Origin of the sequence: Providencia sp. PROV048 (assembly GCF_033688165.1) — a bacterium.
GTDB classification, from domain to species: Bacteria; Pseudomonadota; Gammaproteobacteria; order Enterobacterales; family Enterobacteriaceae; genus Providencia; species Providencia hangzhouensis.
Genome location: NZ_CP096360.1, coordinates 2,165,479 through 2,179,848, shown reverse-complemented (window position 1 = coordinate 2,179,848; position 14,370 = coordinate 2,165,479). Strand labels below are relative to the sequence as shown.

The following is a 14,370-nucleotide window of genomic DNA, read 5'->3' as shown; positions in this document are numbered from 1 at the left end:
AGGTGTCTGATATTCGATTTAAGGTACATTTATATGCGACTTTTTGGTTATGCGCGGGTCTCTACCAGTCAGCAGTCTCTCGATATTCAGATCGGGGTGCTCAGAGACGCTGGGGTGAAAGCCAATCGTATATTTACAGATAAAGCATCAGGCATCTCTACCGACAGAGACGGTCTGGACATGCTGCGAATGAAGGTGGAGGAAGGCGACGTCATATTGGTGAAAAAACTCGACCGTCTTGGCCGCGACACTGCTGATATGATTCACCTGATAAAAGCATTCGATACTCAAGGCGTTGCAGTCCGGTTCATTGATGACGGGATTAGCACCGACGGACCAATGGGACAAATGGTGATCACTATTCTTTCAGCTGTAGCACAGGCCGAACGCCAAAGAATTCTTGAGCGCACTAATGAAGGCAGGCAGGAGGCGAAACTTAAAGGCATCAAATTCGGACGCAAGCGAAGTGTAGACAGGGATGCCGTTCTGGAACTCCATCAGAAAGGTATTGGTGCAACTAATATTTCTCATCAACTCAGCATTGCACGTTCCACTGTCTATAAAATTCTCGAAGAGCAGAATCGGGTTGTGACTTCAACTTACTGATAATGTTTTGTGTTCAGATAATGCCCAATGGCTTTGTCATGCAGTTCCACCGATTTTGAGAACGACACTGACCACAACAATTCCAGTATGGGTGATCAGTATTTGAAGGAAGTGTTTATATGAAATTTATGGAATGTGCTGTTCGGGATGTGATTTACGGAACCAATGTCCGTATTGTCAAACCGGCCAACATTTATGAATGTGAACTCCGGGATAACGTGTTTGTCGGCCCCTTCGTTGAGATACAGAAAGGCTGTCTCATTGGCAGTGGAAGCCGGATCCAGTCGCACACGTTTATCTGTGAAAACGTAACACTGGGTGAGAACTGTTTCATTGGCCATAACGTGACGTTCGCCAACGATCTTTTCAGGTCTGGAGCGCCGGACCCGTCACCGGATAACTGGATCACCATTTCCCTGGGGGATTCGGTTACTATAGGCAGCGGAGCCACCATTCTGTCACCATATATCTGCAGCGGGACCGTCATTGGCGCGGGTGCTGTTGTGGTTAAACCGATAGAAATCAAAGGTATTTATGCAGGAAACCCGGCGAGGCTGATTAGATCATTATGAAAAAGAAAAGGGCCGGTAAAGGCCCTTTTTATCAGAGGTAGGTCTGCGAATACGGCAGATGTACAGAAAGCGACTGCCGGGGATCGGTTTCCAGCGCCGCCTGGTATTCAGCGTCAGTGATATCACCTTTTTTCAGCAAATAACCGAGTGCATCGTTTCCCAGTCCTGACAGTATGCGTATTCTGGCGGCCCGGAAATCAAACAGGCTGTCCATCATACCCGGCTCCGGAGCTGCGGGAGGACTGGCCAGATAGGCAGGTTTGACCACACTGCTGATAATGTTCCAGTATCGGGAAAAGTCGCGGGCTGGATCCGGGAGAAGGCCCGCCAGCAGTCCAATCCGGATGGTTTCCAGCCAGCTGTCATAAAAGCGCTTAACATGAAGTGAAGCCATGTGCTCAGCGCACCATTTGCGCATGGCTTCTTTTTCCGGAAGAGGCGACTCTCCGGAGAATACGTTGATGACCCACTGGCTGATGATGTCAAAATAGGGGAACGCGGCCCCGAAACCGGCAGTATCTACCGGCGGATTTATGACGGCCAGCGAAGGATCTTCCGTCCAGAAAAAGTGTTCATACAGCTGTGCCCTGTCAAACCCCGGAATGAACGAATAATCAGGCATTTCATAGCCGGTGCAGGTAATGATGACATCATATTTTTCCTGCGTTGCGTCGACGAACTCAATCTCCCCTTCTCCGGTGAAACGCTCTGCCTGGGGTTTAACTTTTATCAGACCGGAGGCCACATTCGGTATGATTTTTTCGTTAACATGCACCGCGTTATTGTTCGCCATGTCGGGCAACAAACCGGATTCCCGGTAGGTCTGCATGTAGTCAGGCATCGTGGTATCGAGATAACTGACAAAATCTGCATAACTCAAGCGACTCAGCAGACACCGGCCCAGATAGGAATGCATCATGTCGTTCGGACCCGTCCGGAATTGTCTTGGCAGATACAGCCCCATCTTTTTAACGGACAGACTCACGCTTCTGGCAAAGGGAACAAGGTCTGAGGCAATATCCGCCCCGCTGACACCACCGCCTATGATGAGGATATTTTTCCCTTTAAATACCTCCGGCTCCTGATAATCCTTGGATGTGATCAGCGTGCCGGAGAAGTGTTCCGCACCCGGCAGGGTAGGCCGGCGAGGTTGCCAAAGTTCCCCTGTTGCAATGATGACCCGGTCAAAAATCTCTTCCCGATCATTTCCTGCAGAGGTGCTGCGAATAACCCAGTGCCTGGAGTCTTTTCTGAGTGCAACCACTTCAGTATTAAGCCGGGTAGACGCACGGAGGGCATCCTCTCCGGTCACCGCCGAAAGATATGCGAAGACCTGCGCCACACCCGGAAATTCATCAATATTGCCCGGTGGAAAGTCAGTATAATGGAATGCATAACGGGAGTTTTGCATACAGGCATTACGGTAAGCTCCACCACTCCAGGGGTTCCAGATCCCCCCAATATGGGCATTTTTCTCAAACAGAACCACGGAGTGCCCCGCCTTAATCGCATTACGGGCAGAAATGATGCCGGCAGGTCCTGCGCCGATGATCGCAATATTCATACGTGTTTTTTCCTGCGGTTGAGAAGTGTCATTACCAGCACCGGTGCAGCCAGAAACAGTGTGACAATATTTGCGGCCAGTACGGCAAAATCAGATCGCAGAATGCCATATGCTATCCATGCAATTACACCTGTCAGGAACATGATATACATAACAACGGAGATACCTTCGGTGTTGCGTGTCCGGAGAGTTTTGATGCTCTGGGGAGCGAACGCAAACGTCGTGAAAAATGCGGCAAACAGCCCAGTTAAAAGAATGGTGTCCATATCAGAATGCCTCAATTATTTCCTGTATATGAAGGCCGGATGACAGATCCGCCAGCTTCGGGGCTGCGTGGCCATATTTAATAAGGGCACACCAGTCGTCATGAAGGTGAATAAACGAATCAGACCAGAACGGAAGCTCCCGTGGTGGATCGGGTAAACGCTTTTGGCCGTCGAAGCCCACGGTTTCCGCGTCCGTCTCATTAAACAGGACCAGGAGCAGACTGTTTTCATGATGAGTTGAATATCTGATTTCACCCTTTTCAAACACGAGCTGCATATGCAGCCCCAGATCCTGCCCTGTTTCCGATTTACTGGCATGAATTCTGAAATAAGCCCCTTTCTCTGAGCTGCCCATCACATAGCCGTTATCATCCACTTCAACCCGGCCATCTGATTTTGCACCCACGCGCGTACCCTTCACCGTCCTGATCCCATCAACCACAACCGGGCTTTCCCCTATAAAACAAAATAAATCAAGCAGATGACAGGATAAGTCGCCCAGTGCTCCGCTGCTTTTGCTCTGCCGTGCAGAGTCACGCCAGGTCAGGTGATGGCGGGTCAGTGCAGAATTTTTATTAAACTCTGCTGAGAAGAAATGCAGTTCACCTAAATCCCTCTTATTTCTAAGACGCATCATCGTGTCGATAACACGGTTATACCGGTAGTTAAAAGACACGATACTGCCTTGTGGGGCAATTTCCTGAAGATACTGTGCTGAGTTCAGATCCGTTGAGAGGGGCTTTTCACACACAAAAGGGAGCTGTTTGTACCGAAGTACTTCCTCTGCCACGCTGACGTGGAGATGGTTTGGTGTGCAAATAACGAAACCCTCACTGACTCCGGCAAGCTGCTTCAGATCCTGGCAGCATATCACCGGCACGGTGCTGATTTCGCTGAGCAGCTGCACGTTATCTGCACTCACATCGTACAGGGCCAGTCCGGTGACCAGCGGATTCAGACAAAGTGCACTGACATGGGCGCGGGCAATCCCCCCACAGCCTACAATTCCGATGATCATCCCTGTAGCTCCTTAAGTACGTTAAGTATCCCGTGGCAGTAAGCAGCGTTCAGGCTGCTGCCATACTGTCTGATCGCGAACGGGTCCGCATTCCCCACCAGATAGCCTCTTCCGGCCTGTGCAAACATGGCAAAATCATTCGCACTGTCACCAAAGGCAATAATGGCTTCTTTCGGCAGCGCGGTTTCCTCCATCAGAAAAGACACTGCCTGATCCTTACCACAACAGAGGGGGATAAATTCAACGTCATAACAGTCAGGGGGATCTCCTGCCGCCGGGTTACAGCGGGTAAAAACGACACGAATTCCTCGTTCGTCAGCCAGAGCCTGGATGGTGGCAAAATCGACGGCCATCGAAGCTCCCTCAGGGTAGTAATAGCTCACTTTAAAGGGGCCCTGATAATCCTCCGGTTGTCTCTGCAGTGGCATCCCTTTTCCCATCAGGATCCTGACCAGGATGTTGACGTTCTGAAGGCTGTAGCCTGAACGGCGTATCCGCTCTGCCCAGGTTTCTGAGGGTTTAAGCCTGCCATTTTTGATCCAGTAAAATTCGGTGCCGAGACTGCAGCAGATAAAGTGAGGGCTTCGCGAAATATAGTCCCTGGATTTTCGCCAGGCCGAATCCAGATTTGTGCCTGTGATCCAGCCAGCGAGAATGCCCTTTTCTTCTGCATGGGATGTAATATAGGACTCCAGCAGTTCAACCCCTCCCAGTGCCTTTTTTTCGGTGTCCGAAGGAATATAAGTTTCATCAAGGTCACAGCACACTATCGTGCGAATTACTGTCGGGAGCGGAAATTCAACCGGCCAGTCTTTATTTAAAATAGTCATGCAATACCCCGGTAATAATGTTCTGCTCCTGGAACGACATATGGTTATGCAGTGGCAGATGGAATAATGCAGAATGTATTCTTTCAGAAGCACTGAACTGCTCCCGACGGGAATATCCGGTAGCCAGCGGATGTTCTCCGCGATGTGAAAGGACGGGATAATAAATATCTAACTCCACACCCCTTTCACGCGCAAAGGCGAAGAGAGAATCACGCTCGCCCTGGCAGAGCAGAACCGGGAAAAGATGCCATGTATTCTGAAGGATATCTGACGGAAGTGTCATTTTATGTGACAGGTCTGCCAGTAACAGATGGTAACGAGCTGCAAGCAGGCAGCGTTTTCTGGCATTATTCTCAAAGTGGCGAAGTTTGACACTAAGCGTGGCAGCCTGCAGGTTATCCATACGGCTGTTTAATCCCCAGTCCTGAGCTTTAATATTCTTTTTACCTTCAGCAAATCCGTGATAGGAATATTGCCTCGCCAGACGTGCCAGCTAAGGAGAGCGGGTCAGCACTGCACCGGACTTACCAAAAGAACCAATATTCTTGAACGGATTAAAACTCAACGTCAGCAGATCACAGTGACCGATGAGTGACCTGATACCAAAGCACTGGGCTGCATCCACGATAACAGGAATGTCGGCTTTGCGGGCAATTCGGTGAATGGCATCAATATACATGCATGAGCCATAAAGACAGACCGGTAACACAGCCTTAGTTCTTGTAGTTCTGAGGCGCTCCACTTCATCCGGAAGCATATTGAAAGAACTGTCGATATTAGCGAAGACCGGAACGGCCCCCACGGCCATCACTGCATTTTCCGTAGCAGCAAAGGAGTTCAGAGGAACAATGACCTCATCACCGGGTCCTACACCAACAGATTTAAGGGCTATTTTTAACGCATCGGTGCCGCTACTGGTGGCAATACAGGTATGAGCACCATAAAATATTCTTAATGTTTCTTCTACTTCTCCGATATAGGGGCCACTGGTAAAACATCCGCTTTCAATCACAACTGAAATGATGTCCTTTGCTTCTGCCCGTTCAGAACGGGAGTTCAGCCTTGAAAGTGGCAAAAATGAGACTGAACCTGAATCATCATATTCACTTTCATTATTAATACTTTGGTATATATCTTTAAATCGTTCCTGCAGTTCATTTTCCGTTGATACACTGAAAATCGTTTCATTCAAAACGCTGACATCTTCCATAAATACCTCCATTTAATGTCAGAGAAAATAAAACATAGAAAATCGATATTTTCACGCCGGAGTCACAAATAAGCGAAGATGATCACAATTATGTTACATAATTGATGGGGCTACTTACCGCCTTAGCAATATGCAGAAACTGTATCAGAGTGGGGAGATTAGAAAGCGCTATCGTGAAGGTCAGGAAGATCAGCTTGGTGCTCTGGGCCTGGTCACTAACGCAGTGGTACTGTGGAACACACTTTATATGCAGGAAGCCCTGAGCTGGATGCGCAGTAATGGAGAAGAAACCGGTGGTGAAGATATCACCCGGTTATCCCCACTGATGCACGGGCATATCAATATGCTGGGGCATTATACGTTCACGCTACCGGAGGATATTTTGAAGGGGGAACTGAGAACATTAAATTTCAATTTAAACAATGAATTATCTCCTTAACGTACGTTTTCGTTCCATTGGCCCTCAAACCCCTATAAACACTGTTGTTAATGTATCAATTATAAAGCTCTATTGTATGTTGTAACTAAATAAGTCCCCTTATAAATAAACAGCAAAAAACATGAGGGGTTGTTACTAATCCCCTCAATATTTGTGCTTATTTGGTCGATAATCGTTTAGCATAACGCTGTGCAAGTACAGCACTGACCATAAGTTGTATTTGATGGAAAATCATCAGTGGCAATAAGATGACCCCTACTGTCGCAGCAGGAAACAAGACGTTCGCCATTGGGACTCCGTTAGCTAGGCTCTTTTTCGAGCCACAAAACACGATAGTAATCTCATCTTCTTTGCTAAAACCTAGCAACCGTGCAGCCAATGTATTGAATACAATGATAATAAATAAAATAACGCAAGTGACAACCACAATCATAAAGAGTGATAATGCGTCTATTTTCTGCCAAATCCCCTCGACAACCGCTTCACTAAATGCCACATAAACAACCAATAATATCGAAGACCGGTCAGTCATATTAACTAATTTTCTATTCCGGTTTATCCAATTGGCAATCAATGGTCGAGACAAATGCCCCACAACAAATGGCAGCATCAATTGCATTAAAATAGACCCTATTGCATTGAGCGTATCCATGGCTTGGCTGCCATCAGCATCCATCAATAAACCAACTAAGATTGGTGAAAGAAAAACCCCAAGAATGCTTGACGCTGATGCACTACAAATAGCCGCGGCAATATTTCCCCCGGCCACCGAAGTGAAAGCAATTGCTGACTGTACGGTCGCAGGTAAAGCACACAGATATAAAAAGCCCATATATACGGTAGGTGACATCCATTTAGGTACAATCACCGCAAGCCCTAAGCCTACGATAGGAAATACAATAAATGTACTCGCAAAAACCAAGAGGTGGAGACGCCAATGCCCTATCCCTGCCATTATTGATTCACGAGATAACTTAGCCCCATGCATAAAGAACAATAATGCAATTGCAGCAGTAGTTAAATATTGAAACCCCGTTTTTATATCGCCTTCACAAGGAAAAAGGCTGGCTAGAATGACAACGCCAATCATGATAAGTAAAAATGGGTCGATTCTCAGTTTAGCTAGCAAATTCATTCGATTATCCATAATAAAAGCCAGTTATGTTAACTGGCCTTATAGTGTGCGTTAATGACGTTAAAATATTGCTTCGATTGTGCGTTTTTCTTTTGCCGAACGTATACCTGCTTCAATAAGCTTCATAATATCTATTGCTTCACTCGGTGTGACAGGGTTTGGTTTACCATGGCGAATCTCATCATATATCCCTTGATAATAACCACCATAATTACCGCGTTGGTTTGGCCACGATTGTGTTATAAGCTCATCACCTTGTGACAACGTCACGCTCCCCATATTGGTATCAACTCCCCAATCAGCCCCTTCTGGTCGTTGGCCAGCTTTTAAACAGTCTTCTTGGGGATCTAAACCATATTTAACATAACTACCATTCATTCCATGAATAACATATATCGGTGTTGGTGCAGCAGCTAATGTTGTTGCATGTAATACAACCTTCTTATCTGCATATTGCAAAACGGCATGAAAGTAATCCACTGCCTGTGCATTAGGGCGGATCATAGCAAGATCAACGCTGATCCCTAAAGGCCTACCAAAATACTGCAGGACTTGATCCAACAAGTGCGGCCCTAAGTCGTACCAAATACCTGCTCCAGGAATATCAGCTTCACGCCAACGTTGCCTAACTAGCGGACGATAACGGTCAAAATGTGATTCATAATATTTAATATCGCCTAGCTTACCTTCTTCTAATATTTTTTTAACTGTTAAAAAACCTGAATCCCATCGGCGGTTATGATAAACCGACAGTAATTTTCCTGCTTGCTCCGCTTGTTGTTTTAATTGTTCTGCTTGTGAGACATCTAATGTAAATGGTTTATCGACAACGACGTGCTTCCCTGCTGCTAATGCCGCTTGAGCAAGAGGAAAGTGAGTATCATTAGGCGTAGGAATAACGACTAGTTCGATATCTTTATCAGCAAAAACAGCTTCCGGAGAGGCGGCAACATGAATATTTGGCCAATCTGCCTTAACCTTACTCGGGTCACTGCTAGAAATCGTTGTTAAATCATACCCTTCTAAAATACCAAGGAAGGGAGCATGAAATGTTTTACTGGCATAGCCATATCCGATGATCGCGACTTTAATTGGTTTAGACATTTAGACCTCATACAACGATAAACTCAGGTAGAGATAAAAAGTACCATCAGAAGGAATGAAATGGCAAATAAATCTATGATAGGATTGTAGATTGTCCAGCGAATTTGCCAAAATGGGTTTGATTAATTATGACTTCAGTTTATGACGCTAACCGCATCACTGGCTGGCTATTAGTTCCAGCGATCTATTTGTTATTAACCTTTTTAGCTGTTTGCAGTATGACTGTTATGTATTGCATTAAACTTTATGAGATTGTCACGACTGTTGATCGTTGGACAAGTTTTATTCCTGCCGCTTGGTATCTGTCATTTGCCATCGCTGTTGGGATGACTATTTTCAGTATTCATGTACTGCAACTGATGTTTTCCCGCTCAAAGCATTTCCCCCGCCGTTTTATTATTTGGCTACTCATTTTGTTATTATTAGGTATAAAAACCTTCGCATTTTCACCTATTGACGATGAAACCGCTTTGCAGGTCTTAGCATGGCCTTTAATTGGCGCGGGTTTCTTTGTCCCTTATCTAAAACGCTCTCAACGTGTGAAAATGACTTTCACACAAGATCGATAAGCATCACATAAATTGCTTGATATCATAATGATAGTTTAACTGGCTTCAGCCAGTTTTTGTTCTTTTTTCATTTCAGGCAATAGCATGACTGATTATCTATTACTCTTTGTTGGAACAGTGCTGGTTAACAACTTCGTTCTCGTTAAATTCCTTGGCTTATGCCCTTTTATGGGCGTCTCAAAAAAACTCGAACCGGCCATTGGAATGGGCTTAGCAACGACGTTTGTTATGACATTAGCGTCAATCAGTTCTTGGTTGATTGACACACTTGTCCTTATTCCTCTCGACCTTGTCTATCTGCGGACGCTAAGCTTTATTTTAGCGATTGCTGTTGTTGTACAGTTTACTGAAATGGTGGTCAGGAAAACGAGCCCAACGCTTTACCGTTTACTCGGTATTTTTCTACCTTTAATTACCACCAACTGTGCGGTTCTTGGTGTTGCCTTATTAAATATTAATATGTCTCATACTTTTATGCAGTCTGCCGTGTACGGTTTTGGCGCTGCTGTGGGTTTCTCATTAGTAATGGTTTTATTTGCCGCTATTCGCGAACGTTTAGCTGTTGCCAATGTTCCTGCTCCATTTAAAGGATCATCAATTGGGTTAATTACAGCTGGCTTAATGTCTCTCGCGTTTATGGGCTTTAGTGGTTTGGTGAAATTCTAATGATGTCTGTATGGATTGCTATCGGTATATTAGCCGTTTTTGGCCTGATATTTGGGCTGATGTTAGGTTACGCCTCATTACGCTTTAAAGTTGAAGCAGACCCTATTGTCGAACAAGTTGAAGCAATATTGCCTCAAAGCCAGTGCGGTCAATGCAGTTATCCTGGCTGCCGCCCTTACGCCGAAGCGGTTGCAAATAATGGGGAAATGATCAACAAATGCGCCCCTGGTGGCGAGCAAGTCATGCTAAAAATCGCTGAGTTGCTTAATGTCGACCCTCAGCCGATTGATGGCGATGAAGCCGCGCAAAACCCCGCTCGTAAAGTGGCTATTATCGACGAAGAAAACTGCATTGGTTGTACTAAATGCATTCAAGCTTGCCCTGTTGATGCCATTGTTGGTGCAACCCGCGCCATGCATACTGTGATTGAAGACTTGTGCACAGGCTGCGACTTATGCGTCGCCCCTTGTCCTACAGATTGTATTGAGCTTGTTCCTGTGAAAACGACTACAGCCAATTGGAAATGGGATTTAAACACTATCCCAGTAAAAAATATTAGTGTTGAACCCAATGAACAGCTTGTCACTAAAGCAAGAGGTGAAACTCATGCTTAAGCTCTTTAATTGGTTGAAAAAAGATAATATTTGGGATTTTAAAGGTGGGATCCATCCGCCTGAAATGAAGCTACAATCTAGCCAAACACCGATGCGTATTGCATCAGTGCCCAATGAGCTGATTATCCCATTACAACAACATTTGGGCCCTGAGGGAGAGCTAATTGTTCAGGTTGGCGACTCCATATTAAAAGGCCAGCCATTGACTAAAGGGCTTGGGCGTACTGTACCTGTTCATGCATCAACTTCAGGGGTGATCACTGCAATTGAACCTATGGTAACGGCACACCCTTCAGGCTTAAAAGAATTGTGTGTGCGTATTGCAGCCGATGGCCATGATATATGGTGTACTTTGTCCCCAGAGCCTAATTACATTCAACTAACCCGTGCTGAATTACTGCAAAAAATTGAACAAGCTGGGATAGCCGGCCTCGGTGGTGCAGGTTTCCCAACCGCATCAAAATTGGCCGGTGGTCAAGATGCGATTAAAACATTAATCATTAATGCAGCTGAATGTGAGCCTTATATCACAGCTGATGATAGGTTAATGCAAGAACATGCACAGGAAGTTATTGAAGGCTGTCGTGTTTTACAGCATTTATTAACCCCAGACCAAGTATTAATTGGTATTGAAGACAATAAACCCGAGGCTATCCGTGCCCTAAAAGATGCTGTCACCTCGCAAGACAAACAAATATTCATCCGAGTTATACCAACAAAATACCCATCAGGTGGTGCCAAACAGCTGACAAAAATTTTGACGGGAAAAGAAGTGCCATCCGGTGCGCGTTCGTCACAAATTGGTGTGTTGATGCAAAACGTCGGTACTGTCGTCGCCATTAAACGCGCGGTTGTTGATGGCCAGCCATTGATTGAGCGTGTGGTAACCGTTACTGGTGAAGCCATCAGTAAACCGGGTAATTTTTGGGCGCGTTTAGGCACCCCCGTTAAACATCTATTACAGCAATCAGGTTTTAACCCTGGACCAGAACAAATGGTGATTATGGGGGGGCCTTTAATGGGCTTTACCCTACCCGACCTGAATGTCCCTGTCGTAAAAATTTGTAACTGTTTACTGGTTCCCACAATGGAAGAAATGGGACCTAAAGCACTAGAAGAAGCGTGTATTCGTTGTGGGTTGTGTGTCGATGCCTGCCCAGCCGGGTTACTTCCTCAGCAACTTTACTGGTTCAGTAAAGGGGATGAACACGAAAAAGCGCAAAAACATAATTTATTTGACTGCATAGAGTGTGGTGCATGTGCTTATGTGTGCCCAAGTAATATTCCGCTAGTGCAATATTATCGTCAAGAAAAAGCAGAAATTCGTGAAATAGCTCAAGAAGAGCGCCGTGCTGCTGAAGCAAAATTACGTTTTGAAGCAAAACAGTTGCGTATGGAACGTGATAAGCAAGCGAGGGAAGAACGTCATAAAAAAGCTGCTGTACAGGTAGATAGCGCTGATAAAGATGCCGTTAATGCAGCTTTAGCCCGGGTTAAAGCCAAACAAAGTGCGACAACCGAACCAATTAAGATTGTTTCCGGTGAATTACCAGACAATAGTGCTGTGATTGCTGCTCGCGAAGCCCGTAAAGCACAAGCACGTGCTAAACAGGCGGAAAAACTGGCCAATACACCAGTAGAACCTACTGATATAGAGGCCACGGATGATCCTCGCAAAACCGCTGTGGCAGCTGCCATTGCACGAGCGAAGGCCAAAAAAGCCGCACAAGAACAACCTGCAACTGAGCCAGTCGCTGACACCGTCACTGATGCTGAGGTTGACCCGCGCAAAGCGGCTGTCGCAGCTGCCATTGCACGAGCGAAGGCCAAAAAAGCCGCACAAGCGCAATCTGCAACTGAGCCAGTTGCTGAAACGGTCACTGACGCTGAGGTTGACCCACGCAAAGCAGCTGTCGCTGCCGCCATTGCACGAGCGAAGGCCAAAAAAGCGGCTCAAGAGCAACCTGCAACTGAGCCAGTCGCTGACACGGTCACTGATGCAGAGGTTGACCCACGCAAAGCAGCTGTCGCGGCCGCCATTGCACGAGCGAAGGCCAAAAAAGCCGCACAAGCGCAATCTGCAACTGAGCCAGTTGCTGAAACGGTCACTGACGCTGAGGTTGACCCACGTAAAGCGGCTGTCGCGGCCGCCATTGCACGAGCGAAGGCCAAAAAAGCGGCTCAAGAGCAACCTGCAACTGAGCCAGTCGCTGACACCGTCACTGATGCAGAGGTTGACCCACGCAAAGCAGCTGTCGCGGCCGCCATTGCACGAGCGAAGGCCAAAAAAGCCGCACAAGCGCAATCTGCAACTGAGCCAGTTGCTGAAACGGTCACTGACGCTGAGGTTGACCCACGCAAAGCAGCTGTCGCTGCCGCCATTGCACGAGCGAAGGCCAAAAAAGCGGCTCAAGAGCAACCTGCAACTGAGCCAGTCGCTGACACCGTCACTGATGCAGAGGTTGACCCACGCAAAGCGGCTGTCGCGGCCGCCATTGCACGAGCGAAAGCCAAAAAAGCAGCTCAAGCAGAACAACTCGCACAAGAAGAGCTTACACCCGCCGCTGAACAACCCATTGAAGAGGAAACCGACCCTCGAAAAGTTGCCGTTGCCGCTGCGATCGCGCGAGTAAAAGCAAAGCAAGCACAAAAACAACATGAACAAACGACTACAGAGTAAGTGATAACGAGATGAAATTTAGGCCAATTGATGCGAAAAATCGCCGTTTAAAAATTGCTAGCGCACCATTTACTCATAACAATCAAAGCACCAGTTTAGTGATGCTTTGGGTACTTTTAGCAGCAATACCGGGTATTGCTGCTCAAGTTTATTTCTTTGGCGTTGGCACCTTATACCAAATTATTTTAGCGGTGCTAACAGCGGTTATCACAGAAGCAGTTTCTATTCGTTTACGCCAACAACCTGTGGTTCCTGTACTAAAAGATAATTCCGCCATTGTGACCGCATTATTATTAGCTATCAGCCTACCTCCGCTCTCACCTTGGTGGATGATCGTATTAGGGACATTTTTTGCTATTACGATTGCTAAGCAATGTTATGGTGGATTGGGGCAAAACCCTTTTAACCCTGCGATGGTGGGTTATGTCGTTTTGCTAATATCATTCCCTGTTCACATGACAAACTGGCTACCTCCGCATGAATTACAAAATATGTCGATTTCTGCACTTGATAGCCTATCTATTATTCTCAATGGCCATACTCCAACAGGTATTACCCTCGAGCAATTACGTACAGGCATTGATGGCATGAGCCAAGCGACTCCGCTTGATAGCTTTAAAACGGGCCTACTGACTCATTCTATTTCTGAAGTATTACAGCAACCTATTTTACAAGGTTCCTTAGCGGGAATTGGTTGGCAATGGGTGAATATTGGCTATTTAGTGGGTGGTTTGTTCTTATTACAGCGCCGTATTATTAGCTGGCATATTCCGGTTTCGTTCTTAGGTACATTGGCAGTTTTATCTATTGTTAGTTATTTAATTGATGATAGCCAACATGCGTCGCCATGGGTTCATTTATTGTCTGGTGCCACTATGCTAGGGGCATTTTTTATTGCCACTGACCCTGTCACCGCATCGACAACGCCTAAGGGACGGATTATTTTTGGTGTGATTATCGGTTTTCTTGTTTGGGTGATCCGTGTATACGGTGGTTACCCTGACGCTGTTGCTTTTGCCGTGTTACTCGCCAATATTACTGTTCCATTAATTGATTACTATACGCAGCCTCGTGCGTACGGTCATGGACATAAGTAA

The 14,370-nt window shown here is 46.3% G+C and carries 13 protein-coding genes and 3 pseudogenes; 8 read left to right on the top strand and 8 right to left on the bottom strand.

Translation table 11 applies throughout. The features are described 5' to 3' along the window. The first annotated feature begins 33 nt into the window (after window positions 1-33). Window positions 34-606 carry a recombinase family protein gene (locus tag M1F26_RS09515; RefSeq protein WP_057393714.1) on the top strand — a complete coding sequence of 191 codons (573 nt, stop codon included), beginning with the start codon at window positions 34-36 and terminating at the stop codon, window positions 604-606. Here the strand turns inward: M1F26_RS09515 and M1F26_RS09510 are convergent. Continuing rightward, window positions 600-677 (bottom strand): annotated as a pseudogene (locus M1F26_RS09510) (IS1 family transposase); the annotation flags it as partial. The gene M1F26_RS09515 and the pseudogene M1F26_RS09510 sit on opposite strands and share 7 nt — an antisense overlap. Before the next feature lie 48 nt (window positions 678-725). On the opposite strand from M1F26_RS09510, the gene M1F26_RS09505 reads away from it, so the two are divergent. Beyond that, window positions 726-1,178, top strand: coding sequence for an acyltransferase (locus M1F26_RS09505; protein ID WP_057393711.1), 453 nt, complete (start codon window positions 726-728; stop codon window positions 1,176-1,178). 31 nt (window positions 1,179-1,209) lie between these two features. Here the strand turns inward: M1F26_RS09505 and M1F26_RS09500 are convergent, their stop codons facing one another. The 5 genes and pseudogenes from M1F26_RS09500 to M1F26_RS09480 form a co-directional block, all read right to left on the bottom strand. After that, window positions 1,210-2,742, bottom strand: coding sequence for a flavin-containing monooxygenase (locus tag M1F26_RS09500; protein WP_140172183.1), 1,533 nt, complete (start codon window positions 2,740-2,742; stop codon window positions 1,210-1,212). Beyond that, complete coding sequence (locus M1F26_RS09495; RefSeq protein WP_080078632.1) at window positions 2,739-3,008, bottom strand: SemiSWEET transporter; 270 nt, start codon at window positions 3,006-3,008, stop codon at window positions 2,739-2,741. The genes M1F26_RS09500 and M1F26_RS09495 overlap by 4 nt, the downstream gene beginning before the upstream one ends. A 1-nt stretch (window position 3,009) precedes the next feature. Continuing rightward, window positions 3,010-4,026 carry a Gfo/Idh/MocA family protein gene (locus M1F26_RS09490; RefSeq protein WP_140172184.1) on the bottom strand — a complete coding sequence of 339 codons (1,017 nt, stop codon included), beginning with the start codon at window positions 4,024-4,026 and terminating at the stop codon, window positions 3,010-3,012. Then, the gene (locus M1F26_RS09485; RefSeq protein ID WP_140172185.1) at window positions 4,023-4,856 is read right to left on the bottom strand and encodes an HAD-IIB family hydrolase; all 834 of its coding nucleotides are present in this window, start codon (window positions 4,854-4,856) and stop codon (window positions 4,023-4,025) included. The genes M1F26_RS09490 and M1F26_RS09485 overlap by 4 nt, the downstream gene beginning before the upstream one ends. Then, window positions 4,840-6,066, bottom strand: a pseudogene (locus M1F26_RS09480) (DegT/DnrJ/EryC1/StrS family aminotransferase). Before M1F26_RS09480 ends, M1F26_RS09485 begins: the two are co-directional and overlap by 17 nt. 145 nt (window positions 6,067-6,211) lie before the next feature. Between M1F26_RS09480 and M1F26_RS09475 the strand changes: the two are divergent. Then, window positions 6,212-6,505 (top strand): annotated as a pseudogene (locus M1F26_RS09475) (Tn3 family transposase); the annotation flags it as partial. A gap of 157 nt (window positions 6,506-6,662) precedes the next feature. Here M1F26_RS09475 and M1F26_RS09470 read toward each other — a convergent pair. Continuing rightward, entirely contained in the window at window positions 6,663-7,640 is a 978-nt protein-coding gene (locus M1F26_RS09470) for a bile acid:sodium symporter family protein (protein ID WP_112307120.1), read from the bottom strand. Window positions 7,641-7,700: 60 nt separating this feature from the next. Beyond that, window positions 7,701-8,744, bottom strand: a complete 1,044-nt coding sequence (locus M1F26_RS09465) for an oxidoreductase (RefSeq protein ID WP_140172186.1) — start codon at window positions 8,742-8,744, stop codon at window positions 7,701-7,703. A 128-nt stretch (window positions 8,745-8,872) separates the two neighbouring features. Between M1F26_RS09465 and M1F26_RS09460 the strand changes: the two genes are divergently transcribed. The 5 genes from M1F26_RS09460 to rsxD all read left to right on the top strand — a co-directional run bounded on the left by M1F26_RS09460 (window position 8,873) and on the right by rsxD (window position 14,370). Continuing rightward, window positions 8,873-9,313, top strand: a complete 441-nt coding sequence (locus M1F26_RS09460) for a DUF2569 domain-containing protein (protein ID WP_140172187.1) — start codon at window positions 8,873-8,875, stop codon at window positions 9,311-9,313. A gap of 84 nt (window positions 9,314-9,397) precedes the next feature. Continuing rightward, complete coding sequence (gene rsxA, locus M1F26_RS09455) at window positions 9,398-9,979, top strand: electron transport complex subunit RsxA (RefSeq protein WP_004254254.1); 582 nt, start codon at window positions 9,398-9,400, stop codon at window positions 9,977-9,979. After that, complete coding sequence (gene rsxB / locus M1F26_RS09450) at window positions 9,979-10,593, top strand: electron transport complex subunit RsxB (RefSeq protein ID WP_140172188.1); 615 nt, start codon at window positions 9,979-9,981, stop codon at window positions 10,591-10,593. The genes rsxA and rsxB overlap by 1 nt, the downstream gene beginning before the upstream one ends. Next, the gene (gene rsxC / locus M1F26_RS09445; protein WP_140172189.1) at window positions 10,586-13,273 is read left to right on the top strand and encodes an electron transport complex subunit RsxC; all 2,688 of its coding nucleotides are present in this window, start codon (window positions 10,586-10,588) and stop codon (window positions 13,271-13,273) included. The genes rsxB and rsxC overlap by 8 nt, the downstream gene beginning before the upstream one ends. 11 nt (window positions 13,274-13,284) lie before the next feature. Further along, window positions 13,285-14,370 carry an electron transport complex subunit RsxD gene (rsxD, locus tag M1F26_RS09440; protein ID WP_140172190.1) on the top strand — a complete coding sequence of 362 codons (1,086 nt, stop codon included), beginning with the start codon at window positions 13,285-13,287 and terminating at the stop codon, window positions 14,368-14,370.

Coding starts and splice junctions, on each gene's coding strand:
- M1F26_RS09515 (WP_057393714.1), top strand. CDS start 34: ATGCGACTTTTTGGTTATGCGCGGGTCTCTACCAGTCAGCAGTCTCTC.
- M1F26_RS09505 (WP_057393711.1), top strand. CDS start 726: ATGAAATTTATGGAATGTGCTGTTCGGGATGTGATTTACGGAACCAAT.
- M1F26_RS09500 (WP_140172183.1), bottom strand. CDS start 2,742: ATGAATATTGCGATCATCGGCGCAGGACCTGCCGGCATCATTTCTGCC.
- M1F26_RS09495 (WP_080078632.1), bottom strand. CDS start 3,008: ATGGACACCATTCTTTTAACTGGGCTGTTTGCCGCATTTTTCACGACG.
- M1F26_RS09490 (WP_140172184.1), bottom strand. CDS start 4,026: ATGATCATCGGAATTGTAGGCTGTGGGGGGATTGCCCGCGCCCATGTC.
- M1F26_RS09485 (WP_140172185.1), bottom strand. CDS start 4,856: ATGACTATTTTAAATAAAGACTGGCCGGTTGAATTTCCGCTCCCGACA.
- M1F26_RS09470 (WP_112307120.1), bottom strand. CDS start 7,640: ATGAATTTGCTAGCTAAACTGAGAATCGACCCATTTTTACTTATCATG.
- M1F26_RS09465 (WP_140172186.1), bottom strand. CDS start 8,744: ATGTCTAAACCAATTAAAGTCGCGATCATCGGATATGGCTATGCCAGT.
- M1F26_RS09460 (WP_140172187.1), top strand. CDS start 8,873: ATGACTTCAGTTTATGACGCTAACCGCATCACTGGCTGGCTATTAGTT.
- rsxA (WP_004254254.1), top strand. CDS start 9,398: ATGACTGATTATCTATTACTCTTTGTTGGAACAGTGCTGGTTAACAAC.
- rsxB (WP_140172188.1), top strand. CDS start 9,979: ATGATGTCTGTATGGATTGCTATCGGTATATTAGCCGTTTTTGGCCTG.
- rsxC (WP_140172189.1), top strand. CDS start 10,586: ATGCTTAAGCTCTTTAATTGGTTGAAAAAAGATAATATTTGGGATTTT.
- rsxD (WP_140172190.1), top strand. CDS start 13,285: ATGAAATTTAGGCCAATTGATGCGAAAAATCGCCGTTTAAAAATTGCT.